This is a genomic window from Streptomyces sp. NPDC050287, from assembly GCF_044459385.1.
Lineage (GTDB): Bacteria > Actinomycetota > Actinomycetes > Streptomycetales > Streptomycetaceae > Streptomyces.
Window position 1 is genome coordinate 72,840 of the sequence record NZ_JBITIY010000019.1, and the last position, 15,892, is coordinate 88,731.

Consider the following 15,892-nt stretch of genomic DNA (forward strand, 5'->3'; position numbering starts at 1 on the left):
ACAGGGGAGGACAGGCCCCGGCGCCACACGGCGCCGGGGCCCTCCCCACGTTCACGGCACATCGTCCCCGCCCCCTCACCGGCCGGACGGCGTCACCACCGGCCCGCGCCAAGAGCCCCTCAGGTCATATGCCTCACGCGACAGCCTCGCACGCGAAACGCCCGGGCGCTGCGATTCGGCGCACACGCACCCGTATTCGACGAGATAGCCGAGATACCACAACCACCTCCCGTTTTCCAGGAGTTGACGGCCTGCCTCCTGGAGAACGACGCGGCGACGGCACTCAGGAGCCCGCCCTCCGCGCTCGCCCGCTCAGCGCTTGGCGACGAACACGTGCGAGGCCACGTCCGACGCCAGCTCGGCCGCCTCGCCGCCGCTGCCCACCAGCACCCCGCCCGCCGACTCCGTCACGCTCACCACCGAACCGGGCTGCACACCCGCCCGGCGCAGCGTGTACATCAATTGCGCGTCCGTCTGGATCGGCTCGCCGATCCGGCGCACCACGACCGTCTTGCCGTCGGCACCCGGGTCCAGGTCCGACAGCGACACCATGCCCTCGTCCAGGAACGGGTCGGCACCGTCCTTCTCGCCGAGCTCCTCCAGACCGGGGATCGGATTGCCGTACGGCGACTCGGTGGGGTGCCGCAGCAGCTCCAGCACACGGCGCTCGACGGCCTCACTCATCACGTGCTCCCAGCGACACGCCTCGGCGTGCACCTGCTCCCACTCCAGACCGATCACGTCGACGAGCAGGCACTCCGCGAGCCGGTGCTTGCGCATCACACGCGTGGCCAGCCGACGGCCCTCGTCGGTGAGCTCCAGGTGCCGGTCGCTCGCGACGGACACCAGGCCGTCCCGCTCCATCCGCGCCACCGTCTGGCTGACCGTCGGCCCGCTCTGGTCGAGCCGCTCGGCGATCCGGGCGCGCATGGGGACCACACCTTCCTCCTCCAGCTCGAGGATGGTGCGGAGATACATCTCCGTCGTGTCGATCAGTCCGGACATACGTGCCCCTTGATGAGATCCGCCGGAAGCGCGACAGCTTCGCGGCTCGTGCGCTGGCCCTGGACCCAATTCTGCCGGATACCACCGACAACCGTGCCGCGCCGTTGAAACCAAGGCATTACGGGGAGGTTCCCACGGCTGAGCCGCCGGCACTGTTCCCGGCGGTAACGACGCCACGGTCCCGGCCGCATCGACGACGGCCGCGCCGGACCGCGCCGTATTGACATCCCACTGGTCCAGACCGCACCGTGATCCGCGACACAGACACCCCACCCCGATCCACCCGAGCCACCCCGATCGATCCGATCCACCCTCCTCACGCTCCGAAGGGGCCCGCATGAGCGACGGCACGCTGTCCGGTCAGTTCTTCGACGCCGCGATCGGCCTGCTGCAGCGGGTCCGGGACGAGGAGGCCTCGTCCATCGAAGCGGCCGGGAACCTCCTCGCCGACACCGTGACCGCAGGCGGCCGCCTCTTCGCCTTCGGCGCCGGACACTCCTCACTCGCCGCCCAGGACGTCGTCTACCGCGCGGGCGGGCTCGCGCTGATGAACCTGCTGACCGTCCCCGGTGTCGTCGGCGTCGACGTCATGCCGGCCACCCTCGGCTCCGCCCTGGAACGCGTCGACGGCCTCGCGAGCGCCGTCCTGGACTGCTCACCGCTCCGCGCGGGCGACGCCCTGGTGATCATCTCCCTGTCCGGCCGCAACGCGCTCCCCGTCGAGATGGCCATGAAAGCCCGCGCCCTCGGCATCCGGGTCATCGGCGTGACCTCCGTGGCCTACGCCTCCGAGACGAGCTCCCGCCATGTCTCCGGCACATACCTCAAGGACCACTGCGACGTCGTCCTCGACTCCAAGATCGCGACCGGCGACGCCGAACTCACCCTCGACACCGTCCCCGCCCCCTTCGCCCCCGCCTCCACCGTCGTCACCTCGGCCATCCTCCAGGCGGTCATGGCCACGGCAGCGGGAAGCCTCGCCGACCGAGGCGTCGAACCCCCGCTCCTGCGCTCCGGGAACGTGGACGGGGGACACGAGTGGAACGGGCGGGTGTTCGAGAAGTACGCGGACCGGATCTTCTACCGTCAGTGAGGTACCGCCACTGACGGTACCGCTGCTGATGGCCGGGGCGGGGCCTACTCCCGCCCCACCACCTCGCCCAGATCCAACGCACCGGCGATCCGCACCGCCACATCCTCCGCGTACACCGCGTCGCCCCGCTCGAACTGACTGCGCCCGGCCCCCCGCAGAAACGTCACGACCCCGAGCGTCCGCCCCCGGCTCCGCAACACCGCACACAGCGCGTGCACCGCGTCCTCCGGCCACTGCCGGGCCAGCGCCCACTCCCGCGCCTGAGCCGCCGGCACAGCCCCCACACTCGCCCGCACAGCCCCGATCCGGTCCACGCACTGCAACGCCGGATGCCCCTCCGCATACCGCACCGGCAACCCCGCCTGCCCGGTCAGCGGACTCGGCCCCGGCGCCCCGGAAGGCGTCGCGGCCACCCGCACCAGCCGTACCGTGCCCGTCTCCTCCCCGTCGGCCAGCGCACCACCCGCGACCCGGTCGATCAGCGCATGGTCGGCGAACCCGGCGAGCGCGAAGTCCAGATGAACGGTGGCCGCCTCCAACGGGTCCTCACACTCGGCGGCGGCCCGCGCCGCCCGGTGCAACTGGTTCGTACGGAACCGCAGCAGCGACGCCTCCTGCTCGCTCTGCTTGGCCTCCGTCACGTCCTCGAAGACCCAGCCCACACCCAACGGCACGGGCTCCTCCGCCAGCGGTGACGCCAGCCGGACGAACCCGCACCGCCAGCAACGCCGCGTCTCGCCCTCCGCAGTACGCACACTCACCCAGATCTCGGCAGGCGCCGGCGGCGCACCCTCCGCCAGCACATGAGTGAGCGCGCTCTCCAACTCCTCCACACCCTGCGCCAGCAGATCCCCGAGAGGCCGCCCCAGCACGGACGTACGCCCGACACCGAACGTCCGGGCCGCGTGCGCGTTGACCACGGCGGGCCGCAGATCGACGTCGACGAGCACCACACCCCAGGACGCGTCCTCGAACAACGCCTCACTCAGCGCGATCGACCGCTCCAGATCGATCTGCGTGTGCACCTCGCTGAACGCGCAGTACACCCCGGCGGGCTTCCCGTCCGGCCCCCGCACGGCCGCCGACTGCGTCCGTACGAGCACCCGGCCGCCGTCCTTGGTCAGCAGCGCGAACTCATGCACCTGCCGCCCAGGAGCGTGCATCGCCGACATCAGCCGCGCCTCGACCTCCTCGGCATCGGCACTGCGCACCGCCCACCCGGCGAAGCCGTGCCGCCCCACCGCTTCCTCCGCACTCCAGCCGAGGATCCGCTCCGCCTCACGGTTCCAGTGCGTCACCACCCCGTCCGCGTCGAAGGCGCACAAGGCCGCGTCCATTCCGTCGAGCAGCGCGGCCAGCAGATCCGAGCCGTCCGAGCCGTCAGAACTCTCCGGACCGTCCCGCTCGGGCTCGTCCGGCCCGATCTCGTCGGTGGTCCCACTACGCCGGGAAGCACTCACCTGGACCCCCTGCAGCCTGCCGCGTCCGCACGTACCGCACGTCGGTTCGCTCACCAACAATCATTCAACTCGAACGTGACGCAGCACACACCAAGTTCCCAGAAGATTGAAGGAATCGTTGTACGCCAAAAACGCGTCCCGCCCCGCCGCGTGCCCTCGGTGACGGATGAACGCTGTGGGGCCGGGCCTGGGACGCGACCACAGAAGCCACAGGTCAACCGAGGCTGAACCTCCGGGCCGGTGATCCACATCACGGCGCCCGGCGTTGCCCGTTGCCGGTCGCCCCTGTCAGTGTTCGGGATCAAAGTCGCCCTTGTCGCCCTCTGGGAGTCCCGTTGGGTCGTCCCGAACGCCCGCTGGATCCTGACGCCGGTCCGGTGCAGCGGTTCGCCCACGAACTGCGTCTGCTGCGTCGAGAGGCCGGCCACCCGTCGTACCGCGCGATGGCCCAGCGCACCGGCGTGTCGGTGACCACGCTGTCGCGGGCCGCGGCAGGAGACCGGCTGCCGTCGGCGGAGGTGGTGCTGGCCTACGCGCGTGCGTGCGACGCGGACCCGGGCGAGTGGGAAGCGCGCTGGAAGGAGGCCGCCGGAGAGCAGGCCGCGGCCCGCGACGGCGCGGGCACCGCCGAGGGCGACGCGAAGTCGCCGTACCGGGGGCTGGCCCGCTTCGAGCCCGGTGACCGGGACCTGTTCTTCGGCCGTGACCGCCCGTTGGCCGAGCTGCTGCAGCTGGTACGGGAGCACCGGTTCGCCGCCGTGTTCGGGGCGTCGGGCAGCGGCAAGTCCTCGCTGCTGCGCGCCGGGCTGATCCCGGCCGCACAGGAGACCACGCTCGGCCCGGGACGTCCGACGGCACTGCGGATCCTCACTCCGGGAGAGCGCCCGGCGACCACGTACGGCCATCTGCTGACGCCGAAGGACGGTGACCCCGACACCTGGCTGATCGTCGACCAGTTCGAGGAGGTGTTCACCCTCTGCCGGGACCGGGCCGAGCGCACCGGTTTCATCGACCTGCTGCTCACGGCGAAGGACCCGGACTCCCGGCTGCGCACGGTGATCGCGATGCGCGCCGACTTCTACGGGCGGTGCGCCGAGCACCCGGAACTCGCCGACGCGCTGCGGCACTGCGGCCTCCTGGTGGGGCCGATGAGCCAGGCGGAACTGCGGGAGGCGGTCACCGGCCCGGCCACCGCGGCCGGACTCGTGGTCGAACGCGAGCTGGCCTCGCGTCTCGTCGAGGAGGTCGTCGACCAGCCCGGCGCGCTCCCGATGCTCTCGCACGCGCTGCTGGAGACCTGGCGCCGTCGCCGCGGCCGCATCCTCACACTCGCCGCGTACGAGGCGGCGGGCGGCGTCCATGGCGCCATCGCGGCCACCGCGGAACGCGCGTACGGCACGTTGACGCCCGCCCAGGAGGGCGCCGCCCGCCGTCTGCTGCTTCGGTTGATCGCGCCGGGCGAGGGCACTCCCGACACCCGCCGCTCGGCCACCCGCGCGGAACTGGACGAGTGGTCCGACCCCGAACTTCCGATGGTCGTCGAGCGGCTGGCCGCCGCCCGGCTGCTCGCCCTCGACGGTGACACCGTGGAACTCGCCCACGAGGCGCTGATCACCAGCTGGCCGCGGCTGGGCCGGTGGATCGACGAGGACCGCGTCCGGCTGGTCGCGCAGCGCAGGCTGGGGGAGGACGCCCGCGCCTGGCTGGAACTGGGCCGCGACCCGGGGGCCCTGTACCGGGGTGTGCGCCTGGACCGCGCCGCGGAGCTCTTCGCGCCGGGAGAGCGGTCCGAGCCTTCGCCGGGCCGGCGGTCGCCGGGTGAGCGGTCACCGGGGCAGCCGTCGTCCGATGAGCGGTCACCCGGGCAGCGGTCACCGGGCAAGCCGTCGCCTGACGCCCGGCGCGAGCATCTCACCTCGGCCGAGCGCGCGTTCCTGAACGCGGCACTCGCCGCACGCGACGCGGAGCGGCACGTCGTCGCCCGTACCAGGCGGCGGACCCGGCGCCTGGCCGCCACGCTCTCCGGCCTGCTCGCCGTGGCGCTGGTGATCAGCCTGGTCGCCTGGCAGCAGCACGGCACCGAGGTGCGGGACGAGGAGGACACCGCCGCCCGGCGGGTCGCCGCGGTGTCCGACACCATGCGGACCACGGACCCGCGGTCCGCGATGCTGCTGAGCCTGGCCGCCTGGCGGATCGCGGCCCTGCCGGAGACCCGTGCGGCCCTGCTGGACGCCCTGGCCCAGCCCGAGCGGGATGCGTTCACCGATCCCGCGCAGAGCGACACGGCCACCCGCTTCCTCGTCGGCTCCGGACGCGTCCTGCTGAGTGTCAGCGGGCGGACCTGGCGAACCTGGAGCACCGTCACCCACCGGGCCCTCGCCTCCGGGCGGCTGCCGGCGGGGACCTCGGGGGCCTTCACAGCCGGCCGCGACGGCAGGCTCCTCGAGGTCGACGGCGACTGGGGCGAACGGCTGTGGGACCTCACCTCGGGCCGCTGGGCCGGCCCGGCGCCGGTCTCGTCGCAGAACATGGTCTCCTTCGACGCCGCCCCCCGGACCTACCTCGTCAGCTCCATCGACAAGCCGCGGCAGCAACTGCATGCCGTCTCGGACGGTCGAGTGCTGTTCGAGGCCCGGGCGGACAGCGAGACGAACGTGGCCGCGACGGCCGACGGCCGCCTGGTGGCGGTCTGCCCCGTCAGCGGCCCCCTCCAGGTCCGCGACATCGCCTCGCACCGCGACCTCGCGGGTGCCTGGACAAGAGCGGGCGCGAACACCTGCGGCGACGACAACTCCCGCGTGGAATTCGACCCCCGCGGCCACCTGCTCGCGGCGGTCTCCGAGACGGACGTACACGTCTGGGACACGGCATCGGGACAGCAGGTCGCGGACATCGCCTACCCGGACGCCGCATCCGTGTCCTTCAGCGGGGACGGCGGTTTCCTGGCCGTCTCCGGTCCCGCCGAGCTCTCCGTATGGCGGCTCTCCGCGCCCGATGCCCCCGTCTTCCGCCACTCCCTCAACGACCAGCGGCCGATCGGCGCCATCGCCTGGGACCCCGACCGGCCCGAGGTGCGGTACCTCGAGGGGAGCACGGTGCACACGCTCGCCCTGGGGCCGGCGACCACCTCCGCGTGGCGCGGCACCCCGGTGAGCGCCGCGCTGCTGAGCCCGGACGGCCGTACGCTCGCCACCGCCGAGCAGTCCGCCGGCGGCTACGCGTTCCGGCTGCGGGACACGGGCGACGGCCGCCTGCTCCGTACGCTGCCCGCCGCCCCGCTCTTCGGCGCCGACCACGGAGCCGGGCCGGCGACGGACGCCGTGCCGCTGCCGCTGATGGCCTTCAGCCCGGACGGCACGGCCTTCGCGTACGGCGTCTCCGCATCGGGCGGGGGCGCCTCGGCACAGTCGCTGGCCCTCTGGGACCTCGCACGTGCTCGCCTGCGCACGACGCTGGACCTGGCACCGTCGCGGGCCGCAGCGGCGGAGTACATCGCCCTCGGCCCCGGCGGACGGCTGCTGGTGGCCGTCCGCGACCAGTCCGCCCGCCAGATCGGCGAGACCTGGGACACCACGACCGGCCGCAGGACCGCCGTCCTCGGCGACATGAACCCCGCAGCGCCGGCGCTGCGGCCGGACGGCCGCCTGCTCATCGACGGCGACCGCCTCACCACCCTGTCCTCCGGGACCCGTACGACTCGGCCCCTGGGCCCGGGAGAGGAGATCGTGGCGGTGGCCTTCAGCCCGGACGGCTCCCGGGCCGCGGTCGGCGACGCGTCGGGGCGCGTCGCCCTGTGGGACGGCGACCTCACCCACCGGCTCGGCGTCCTGCCCAACGTCTTCCCCGACCCCCCGGCGAACGGCTCCCCGGAGGCCGTCGGTGCCCTGGCCTTCAGCCCGGACGGCGGCACCCTCGCCGTCGCCGGCGACTCCGGCTCGCTCCAGCTGTGGGACACCGCCGGCCAGCAGCCCCTCGGCAGCGGCCTCACCACCCCCGGCGACGCCATCACCTCCGTCGCCTTCACCCCGAACGCCGCCACCCTCTACGCCACCAGTGCGCACGTCCCACTCCAGCACTACCCCGTCAACCCCTCATACGCAGCCACCTGGATCTGCGCCCGCACGGGAACGACGCTGTCCCCTGCCCAGTGGCACACCTACATCCCCGAGGCCGCCTACCGCAGCGTGTGTGCCCGATGAACGGTGCGGTGCCGCCACCGCGTTGAGCGCCGACCTCCGCGAGCTGCCAGGCCCGCAGCCGAACCAAGAAATCCGACCGGCACCGACATCGGTAATTCCCGGGATATACTCCGGATATACCCGGGAAACAATTCCCGACATTGAATTCAGAGTTCTTCGGATAACTGCCGGGTAAGGTTCCGTCGGGCGAAACAGCGGTCGCACAATCCTCACAGGGAAGAGATCGACTCCGCCGGAGTCGACCAGAATTCAGAGAAACACGGAGGCTGATCCGTGAAGAGATTCCCGAGGATGCGGCTGCGCGCCGTCACACTCCTCAGCAGCGTAATCGCCCTCACGTCGAGCACACTCGGTGTGGGGCTGGCCCAGGCGCCCCAGGCCAGTGCCGACTCATGGGGGTGCGGCGGGCTGATCAACAACAACTTCGCGCACTGCATCGACAGTGAGTCGTCCTATGGGCTGAAGATCGAGGACCCGTGGGTCCCCACGGCCGCCAAACAGAAATACATGGACCAGTCGGTGATCGTCCGGCGCTGCCTGACCAGCTCCAACGCGCATTGCTCCTCGGACTGGAGCAACGGCCGCGACGGCAACATCATGCGTTGGCAGATCCAGAAGATCACCTGGGTCAACCCTCAGATGTCCGACTACACCGACTACAGCCAACTGTCCACCACGAGCCCGGGCTGGGGCTGTACCGCCGGCCACAAGGCAGTCAACACCACGTTCACCCCCGGTCACGGAACCACGTTCGAGTCCTTCGGCTTCCTGCCCGACGTGGGCACCGACAGGGAGTACCACGCGAACTGGCTGAGCAAGGCCTTCAGCGCGAGCGCCGGCATCCTGGGTGACCTCACGTTCGGAGCCTCCACACCGAGCAGTTGGACGCTCGGCGAGACGAACACCGTTGACGTCGCGCCCGGCTCCAAGGGCTGGCTGAACCTCGCCCCGGGCTTCGTCCAGCTAAAGGGCGAAGCCATCCTCCACATGCAGTACCAATGGAACGGTGGGGGCCGCTGGCACCACAAGGACCTTAGGGTCCGGGACACGACGCTCGTGGTGCCCCACACGATCTCCTACAACGGCGCGAAGATCCAGTCCGCCGACGTGGCTTTCCGGTCTGCCTTGATGAACAGCTCGGAGTGGGAAGCTCACTGCCAAGGGCAGTCCCCGAGCCCCTGGCACCACCTGCAGGTCAAGGTCTACCCCAACACCGGGGGAATACTGATCGCGGACCACTCCTCCGGTTACTCCCACTGCTTCGCTGTGCCCCTCAGGAATCGGCCGGCCTGGCTCGACGCCTATGCGTCCAACTACAGGTCCCACGTGTTCCAGCAGGACGACGTCGAGGTGAGCTGGTACCGCACCTCCTTGTGCAGCTACCCCCGTCAGCAGGCGAACCGCCCCACCTTCCGGCACGCGGCGCCGCAGATCGACGGGCTGACCAACTGGTGGATCAAGTAACGCCGGCCACTGAACCCACGGGCAGGTGACTGTCCGGAATCCTGATCCCCGAAGTCGCCCAGGAGAGTTGAAGCGGCGAAGGCACGCCCCCTGATGACGGAGGCGTGCCTTCGCCCGCTCACCGGACCCGGGGGTTGCGGGGCGCTGGGAGCAGGCACGGCACGTCACCCGGTGAAGGTGCCGTGCCGTGCCTGCTGCCGCAGGACCTCAGGACCTCAGGAGCTCAGGACCGCGACGAGTACCAGGCTTGGGTGCTGATCGCGCGGGAGGCGTCACACCGACCGCGACGACGGGCCACAAGACCGCGCACCGCGACCCGAACGGCCGGCCGCGGCCCGGGCCGCCTCCACCGCCCACCGCCTCCACCGCCTCCCGGCCGTACGGCTCGCGTCAGCCGCGGGCGGGCGGAGCGTGCGGGGGCCCGCGGGACCGGACTCCACCCACGATTCCGGGTTGTTTCATCCCCTGAGCTGGGATTGTGCAACAACCTCACCCCCACGAGAGTCCGCTGTATGCCCGGCCGCATCACCCCACGGGTGGTGCAGGCGGGCGGACGCCGGAAGCCCGGCGGCCGCCCGCGACCGTCCAGCCGGCGTTCATCCGGCGTGCACCCGCCGAGGTTAGGAACGACATGACCACTCAACCCCTCCGACAGCCCATACCGGTCCCCGCCCGCACCGGCGGTAGGCCGGTGCAGGTGACCGTGGCGCCGGAGCCGGCCTGGGCCGCTCTCGCGATCAGGGCGAGGGACTGCGCCGGCTCCGCGCTGGCCGCCGTGCTCTGGCGGCGCTTCGGGCCGGCCGCCCAGCTGCGGCTGAGCGGCGGTGGCGGTCAGCTGCTGGCGCCCGCCCCGGACCGGCAGCAGGCCCTGCGGCTGGCCCATCAGGTCCGGGAGGACCTCAGTGACGGGGTGTGGATCTCGGTGGCCTGGCGGCCGTACGAGGAACTGGGGAACGTTGTGTACGAGGTGACGAACGTCCTCACGGTGGTGTGTGCACTGAACCGCAAGCCCGGCGTCTACCAGCTCGGCGACGTGGCAGTGGAGTGCGCGGTGGCGAGCAGCCCGGCGGTGTCCCGGTACCTCGCGGTTCTGATCGAGCCGGTGGTCGACCGTCCGGAGCTGCTGGAGACGCTGAAGGCGCTCATCGCGGCAGACGGCAACCGGGCCCGGGCCGCGTCGGAACTCATCATCCACCGCAGCACCATCGACTACCGGCTGCGACGGATCGAGCAGCTGACCGGCCACTCGCCGACCTCCGTGAGCGGTATGCGGACGCTGTGTACGGCGCTCGCGGCCCACGCTCTGATGCGGCTCCAGCGGACCTCGCCCCAGCAGGGCTGACCGGCCCGGCGCACCCAATCCGCGGCTCCTGCGGCGCGGTGACGGACATGGCTGGGGCAGTCGGCCGGAATCAGCAGGGTCGACATCCGGGAAAACCGGTTGAACGGTCGCCGACGGGTTCTTAAGGTGTGGGCTACACGAGAAGGGAGGTGGTTCGGCAGATGTATGAAATCCGGACGCGTGAGGTGACTGCGGGCTAGCGCCCGTCACCACACCGAGTGCGGTGCCGGACCAGCACGTGAAAGAAGCGTGCAGCCGGCCCAATCCCAAGCAGTCACCCGACCCGCGAGCTCGCCGGTACGTCCGGCCGGCTTCTCCGCCGTGAGGCGGAGGGACCCCGAGCTCGCGGGTCGTCTGCGTTCGCGGACAGGGCAGGGCGGGGCGGGTTCAGTGGGCGATGTCGCCGTAGCCCTCGATCTCCTGGGGGCCGCGTGTGCCGGGGCCGATGTAGCGGGCCGACGGGCGGACCAGGCGGCCGGTGCGCTTCTGCTCCAGGATGTGGGCCGACCAGCCGGCCGTGCGGGCGCAGGTGAACATGGATGTGAACATGTGGGCCGGAACCTCGGCGAAGTCGAGGATGATCGCGGCCCAGAACTCGACGTTGGTGGCGAGGACGCGGTCGGGGCGGCGGGCGTGGAGTTCGGCGAGGGCGGCCTTCTCGAGGGCCTCGGCGATCTCGAAGCGCGGGGCGCCGAGTTCGCGGGCGGTGCGGCGCAGGACGCGGGCGCGGGGGTCCTCGGCGCGGTAGACGCGGTGGCCGAAGCCCATGAGGCGCTCGCCCTTGTCGAGGGCCTGCTTGACGTAGGCCTCGGCGTCGCCGGTGCGTTCGATCTCCTCGATCATGTGGAGGACACGGGAGGGGGCGCCGCCATGGAGGGGGCCGGACATGGCTCCTACGGCGCCGGAGAGGGCCGCGGCGACGTCGGCGCCGGTGGAGGCGATGACGCGGGCCGTGAAGGTGGAGGCGTTCATGCCGTGTTCGGCCGCCGAGGTCCAGTACGCGTCCACGGCCGCGACATGTTTGGGGTCGGGTTCGCCGCGCCAGCGGATCATGAAGCGTTCGACGACGGACTGGGCCTTGTCGATCTCGCTCTGGGGGACCATGGGCAGGCCTTGGCCGCGGGCGGACTGGGCGACGTAGGAGAGGGCCATGACGGCGGCCCGGGCGAGGTCCTCGCGGGCCTGCTCGGCGTCGATGTCAAGGAGTGGCTTGAGGCCCCACACGGGGGCGAGCATGGCGAGGGCGGACTGGACGTCGACGCGGATGTCGCCGGAGTGGACGGGGATGGGGAAGGGTTCGGCGGGCGGCAGGCCGGGGTTGAAGGCTCCGTCGACGAGGAGGCCCCAGACGTTGCCGAAGGAGACGTGGCCGACCAGGTTCTCGATGTCGACGCCCCGGTATCGCAGGGCGCCGCCTTCCTTGTCCGGTTCGGCGATCTCCGTTTCGAACGCGATGACTCCTTCGAGTCCGGGTACGAAGTCGGACATCAGGCGGCTCCTCGTGATGTGTGCGACAGGTGGCTCCGGGGGATCCACGGTCCGTGCGGGGACTCGCGGTCCTGGCGATGAGCCCGGTGGTGCCCCGTGCGGCCGACGGTCATCCACCGGGAGGACATCTGCACCATATCCCTGAGTGCCACCCTTGGGGAGGGTCAGCGGCACTCAGTGCCATTTTCATGTCCGGGGCTGTCGCCGATACGGCGGGATGCCCGCGGATTCGATGCGGCAGGATGACCATGTGAAGGACGCAGACGCCGTTTCCCCCGATCCCGCCTCGATGCGTCAGCATTACCGGGCGGAGGGGCTCGCCGAGGCCGATCTGGCCGCCTCGCCCGTGGAGCAGTTCGCGCGGTGGTTCCAGCAGGCCGCGACGGAGGGCCGGTTGTTCGAGCCGAACGCCATGGTGGTGTCCACGGCGGATGCCGAGGGCCGGGTCAGCTCCCGTACGGTGCTGTTGAAGCACTTCGACGAACAGGGCTTCGTCTTCTACACCAACTACGGCTCCCGCAAGGCCCGTGACCTGGCCGAGAATCCGCAGGTCGCGCTGTTGTTCCCATGGCATCCGATGGCCCGGCAGGTCATCGTGACGGGCGTGGCCCGGCGTACCGGGCGGGACGAGACGGCGGCGTACTTCCGTACGCGTCCGCACGGGTCCCAGCTGGGTGCCTGGGCGAGCGAGCAGTCGTCGGTGATCGCGGACCGTGCCGGGCTGGACGCGTCGTACGCGGAGCTGGCCGCCCGTTATCCGGAGGGCGGGCAGGTGCCGGTGCCGCCGCACTGGGGTGGTTTCCGGGTGGCGCCGCGGACGGTGGAGTTCTGGCAGGGCCGGGAGAACCGGCTGCATGACCGGTTGCGGTATGTGGCGGAGGCGGACGGGAGCTGGCGGGTGGAGCGGCTCAGTCCGTGAGGACCGTGTCCAGGATCCGTGCCCACTGCGCCACGACCCGTTCGCGGCGGCCGGTGTCGTCCGTGAGCAGGTTCGCGAGGCCCAGGCCGCGGGCCATGTCCAGCAGGCCCTGGACGGTTTCGCGGACGCCGGGGCGGGTTTCGTCGGCGCCGAGCAGGTCGACGGCTATGCGGTGGGTCTCGCGGCCGACGTGGGCCTCCAGCTCCGTGACGCGTGGTCTTAGGGGGGCCTCGTTGGAGGCGGCGACCCACAGGTGGAGGGCGGCGCGGAAGAGGGGGCCGGTGTAGAGGTCGACCAGGGCGGAGACGACGGCGTGGCGGTCGCCGGTCGCGCCCTGGGGGAACAGGGCGCGCAGGGCGGTGGAGCGTTCCTCGGCGACGTATTCGACGGCTGCGGTGAAGAGGTCCTCGCGGGTGGGGAAGTGGTGTTGGGCTGCGCCGCGGGAGACGCCGGCGCGTTCGGCGACGACGGCGACCGTGGAGCCGGTCCAGCCACGTTCGGCGAGGCAGGCCACGGCGGCTTCCAGGAGTCGTTGCCGGGTGGCCCTGCTGCGGTCCTGCTTGGGGACACGCTCTCCGGTCACGCGCTCACCCGGCACGTGTTCGATGGCGCTCACAGCAGTACCCATGGTGGATCCCGTCGTTCGAGAAAAGCCGTCATCCCCTCGCGGGCCTGCGGGGAGGAGAACAGCCGGGCCGAGAGCGCGGTGAGGGCGGCCGCGTCTCGGTCGAAGGCTTCGAGCACCCTAGCCGTGAGCAGCTGTTTCGTCTCGGCCAGAGCTTGGGGTGCGGACTTGCGCAGGCCGTCCAGGACGGGTGCGAGTACGGCGTCCACGTCGTCGCCCGCCGCTGTCAGGAGGCCGATGCGGGCGGCTTCGGCGGCGTCGAAGCGCTCGCCGGTGAGGTAGTGGCGGGCGAGGGCGCGCGGGTCGGTGCGGGGGATCAGCGGGAGTGAGATGACGGCGGGGGCGACCCCGATGCGTACCTCCGTGAAGGCGAAGGTGGATGCGGTGGAGGCGGCGGCGATGTCGCAGGCGGCGAGCAGGCCGAGGCCGCCGGCACGGACATGGCCGGTGACCCGGGCGAGGACGGGTGAGGGCAGTTCGATGATCTGGCGCAGGAGGGCGACGAGCGCCTGGGGCGGCGGTGGGTCGCGCAGGTCGGCGCCCGCGCTGAAGGTGGTGCCGGTGTGGGTGAGGACGATGGCGCGTACGTCGTCGTCCTCGCCGTTCTGTTCCAGGGCGTCGGCGAGTTCCTGTACGAGGGCCGCCGAGAGGGCGTTGCGGTTGTGCGGCGAGTCCAGGGTGAGGGTGGTGATGCCGCGTTCGTGGGCGGTGTGGACGAGGGTCGTCATGGGTGCTCCCTCAGGCGGCGGCGCAGGATCTTGCCGGAGGCGGCGCGGGGTACGGCGTCGATGAAGGTGACCTGGCGGACGCGTTTGTAGGGGGCGACGCGTTCGGCGACGTACATCATGACCTCTCCTTCGGAGAGGTCGGGCGCGGTGGGCCGGCGGACCACGTGGGCGTGCGGGACCTCGTTGCCGTCGTCGTTGTAGACGCCGATGACGGCGGCGTCGGCGATGCCGGGGTGGGTGAGCAGGAGTGCTTCGAGTTCGGCGGGGGCCACCTGGAAGCCCTTGTACTTGATGAGTTCCTTGACACGGTCGACGACGAAGGTCCAGCCGTCGGCGTCGACGTGGCCGACGTCTCCGGTGTGCAGCCAGCCGTCCTTGTCGATCATCTGGGCGGTGGCGTCGGGGTGGCCGAGGTAGCCCTTCATGATCTGGGGGCCGCGGATGAGGATCTCGCCGGACTCGTCGGTGCCGAGGTCCTTGTCGGGGTCGTCGAGGGAGACGACCCGCATCTCGGTGCCGGCGATGAGCTTGCCGACGGTCCCGGGGGGCGCCTCGCGCATGGCGTCCCGGGGGACGACGTGGGTGCCCGGGGACAGTTCCGTCATGCCGTACGCCTGGCCGACGGGCGGCAGGCCGAGGCGGTGCGAGCAGGCGGCGGCCAGGCGGGCGTCCAGGGGGGCGGCGGCGCTGATGATGTACTTCAGGGACGACAGGTCGTACTGGGCGACCAGGGGGTGTTTGGCGAGGGCCAGGACGATCGGCGGGGCGACGTACAGGCCGGTGATGCGGTGGTTCTGGATGGCCGCGAGGAAGGTCTCCAGGTCGAAGCGGGGCAGGACGACGACGGTGGCGCCCTGGCGCAGGGGTGCGTTCATGAGGGCAGTGAGGCCGTAGATGTGGAAGAACGGCAGCACGGCGAGGATGCGGTCGCCGGGGCTCGCCGGCATGACCGGTTCGAGCTGGGCGAGGTTGGTGGCGATCTGGCGGTGCGTGAGCATGACGCCCTTGGGGATGCCGGTCGTGCCCGACGAGTACGGGAGTGCCGCCACGTCCTGGGCGGGGTCGATGTCGATGCGCGGCTCGGGGGCGGCCGAGGCGAGCATGTCGATGAGTGAGCGGTGTCCGGGCGCGCTGTCGCAGACGAAGATCTCCTGGACGCCGCCGGCGATTTCGGCGGCCCTGCGGGCGCTGTCCAGGAGCGGCGAGACCGTGACGATCCAGCGGGCGGCGGAGTCGGTGAGCTGTTTGGCGAACTCCTCCGGCGTGGCGAGCGGGTGCACGGGCGTGACGGAGGCACCCGCGCGCGTGGCGGCGTAGAACGCGGTCGGGAAGGCGATCGTGTTGGGGCTGTGCAGGGCGAGGACGTCGCCTTTGCGGACGCCCGCCTCGGCGAGGGCGGCGGCGACGCGGCGGTGGAAGCGGTCCAGCTGGTCGTAGGTGAGGGTGGTGCCGTCGGTGCCGTCGATCAGGGCGGGGGTGTCACCGAACGCGGCGGCGCGGCCCAGCACCGCCTCGTAAATGGGGAGGTCTACGGGCGGGACGTCTGCGTACTCGCTGCGGAACATGGTT

11 protein-coding genes are annotated in these 15,892 nt (G+C 71.5%); 5 read left to right on the plus strand and 6 right to left on the minus strand.

The features are described 5' to 3' along the window. Nucleotides 1-312: 312 nt before the first annotated feature. A complete protein-coding gene (locus ACIBK3_RS41655; RefSeq protein WP_399373425.1) occupies nucleotides 313-1,005 on the minus strand; it encodes a metal-dependent transcriptional regulator in 693 nt (230 codons plus the stop codon). A gap of 337 nt (nucleotides 1,006-1,342) precedes the next feature. Here ACIBK3_RS41655 and ACIBK3_RS41660 point away from each other — a divergent pair, with 337 nt between their 5' ends. Then, the gene (locus tag ACIBK3_RS41660; protein WP_399373426.1) at nucleotides 1,343-2,098 is read left to right on the plus strand and encodes an SIS domain-containing protein; all 756 of its coding nucleotides are present in this window, start codon (nucleotides 1,343-1,345) and stop codon (nucleotides 2,096-2,098) included. A 44-nt stretch (nucleotides 2,099-2,142) separates the two neighbouring features. Here ACIBK3_RS41660 and ACIBK3_RS41665 read toward each other — a convergent pair whose 3' ends face one another. After that, nucleotides 2,143-3,558: a PAS domain-containing protein gene (locus ACIBK3_RS41665; protein ID WP_399373427.1), complete on the minus strand. Its 1,416-nt coding sequence runs from the start codon at nucleotides 3,556-3,558 to the stop codon at nucleotides 2,143-2,145. Nucleotides 3,559-3,893: 335 nt separating this feature from the next. Between ACIBK3_RS41665 and ACIBK3_RS41670 the strand changes: the two genes are divergently transcribed. The 3 genes from ACIBK3_RS41670 (at nucleotide 3,894) to ACIBK3_RS41680 (ending at nucleotide 10,563) form a co-directional block, all read left to right on the plus strand. Continuing rightward, on the plus strand, nucleotides 3,894-7,757 hold the full coding sequence (locus ACIBK3_RS41670; protein ID WP_399373429.1) for a helix-turn-helix domain-containing protein: 3,864 nt from the start codon (nucleotides 3,894-3,896) through the stop codon (nucleotides 7,755-7,757). Nucleotides 7,758-8,030: 273 nt separating this feature from the next. Further along, nucleotides 8,031-9,221, plus strand: a complete 1,191-nt coding sequence (locus ACIBK3_RS41675; RefSeq protein WP_399373431.1) for a hypothetical protein — start codon at nucleotides 8,031-8,033, stop codon at nucleotides 9,219-9,221. 631 nt (nucleotides 9,222-9,852) lie between these two features. After that, complete coding sequence (locus ACIBK3_RS41680; RefSeq protein ID WP_399373432.1) at nucleotides 9,853-10,563, plus strand: PucR family transcriptional regulator; 711 nt, start codon at nucleotides 9,853-9,855, stop codon at nucleotides 10,561-10,563. A 387-nt stretch (nucleotides 10,564-10,950) separates the two neighbouring features. Here the strand turns inward: ACIBK3_RS41680 and ACIBK3_RS41685 are convergent, their stop codons facing one another. Continuing rightward, nucleotides 10,951-12,051 carry a citrate synthase 2 gene (locus ACIBK3_RS41685; RefSeq protein ID WP_399373433.1) on the minus strand — a complete coding sequence of 367 codons (1,101 nt, stop codon included), beginning with the start codon at nucleotides 12,049-12,051 and terminating at the stop codon, nucleotides 10,951-10,953. Nucleotides 12,052-12,283: 232 nt separating this feature from the next. Between ACIBK3_RS41685 and pdxH the strand changes: the two genes are divergently transcribed. After that, a complete protein-coding gene (gene pdxH / locus ACIBK3_RS41690; RefSeq protein WP_399373434.1) occupies nucleotides 12,284-12,970 on the plus strand; it encodes a pyridoxamine 5'-phosphate oxidase in 687 nt (228 codons plus the stop codon). Here pdxH and ACIBK3_RS41695 read toward each other — a convergent pair. The 3 genes from ACIBK3_RS41695 to ACIBK3_RS41705 are packed head-to-tail and all read right to left on the minus strand — an operon-like array spanning nucleotide 12,960 to nucleotide 15,888. Next, nucleotides 12,960-13,598, minus strand: a complete 639-nt coding sequence (locus tag ACIBK3_RS41695) for a TetR/AcrR family transcriptional regulator (RefSeq protein ID WP_399373436.1) — start codon at nucleotides 13,596-13,598, stop codon at nucleotides 12,960-12,962. The two genes, pdxH and ACIBK3_RS41695, sit on opposite strands and share 11 nt — an antisense overlap. Next, nucleotides 13,583-14,323: an enoyl-CoA hydratase family protein gene (locus ACIBK3_RS41700; RefSeq protein ID WP_399373437.1), complete on the minus strand. Its 741-nt coding sequence runs from the start codon at nucleotides 14,321-14,323 to the stop codon at nucleotides 13,583-13,585. Before ACIBK3_RS41700 ends, ACIBK3_RS41695 begins: the two co-directional genes overlap by 16 nt. Then, the gene (locus ACIBK3_RS41705; RefSeq protein WP_399373439.1) at nucleotides 14,320-15,888 is read right to left on the minus strand and encodes a 4-coumarate--CoA ligase family protein; all 1,569 of its coding nucleotides are present in this window, start codon (nucleotides 15,886-15,888) and stop codon (nucleotides 14,320-14,322) included. Before ACIBK3_RS41705 ends, ACIBK3_RS41700 begins: the two co-directional genes overlap by 4 nt. Nucleotides 15,889-15,892 lie beyond the last annotated feature (4 nt).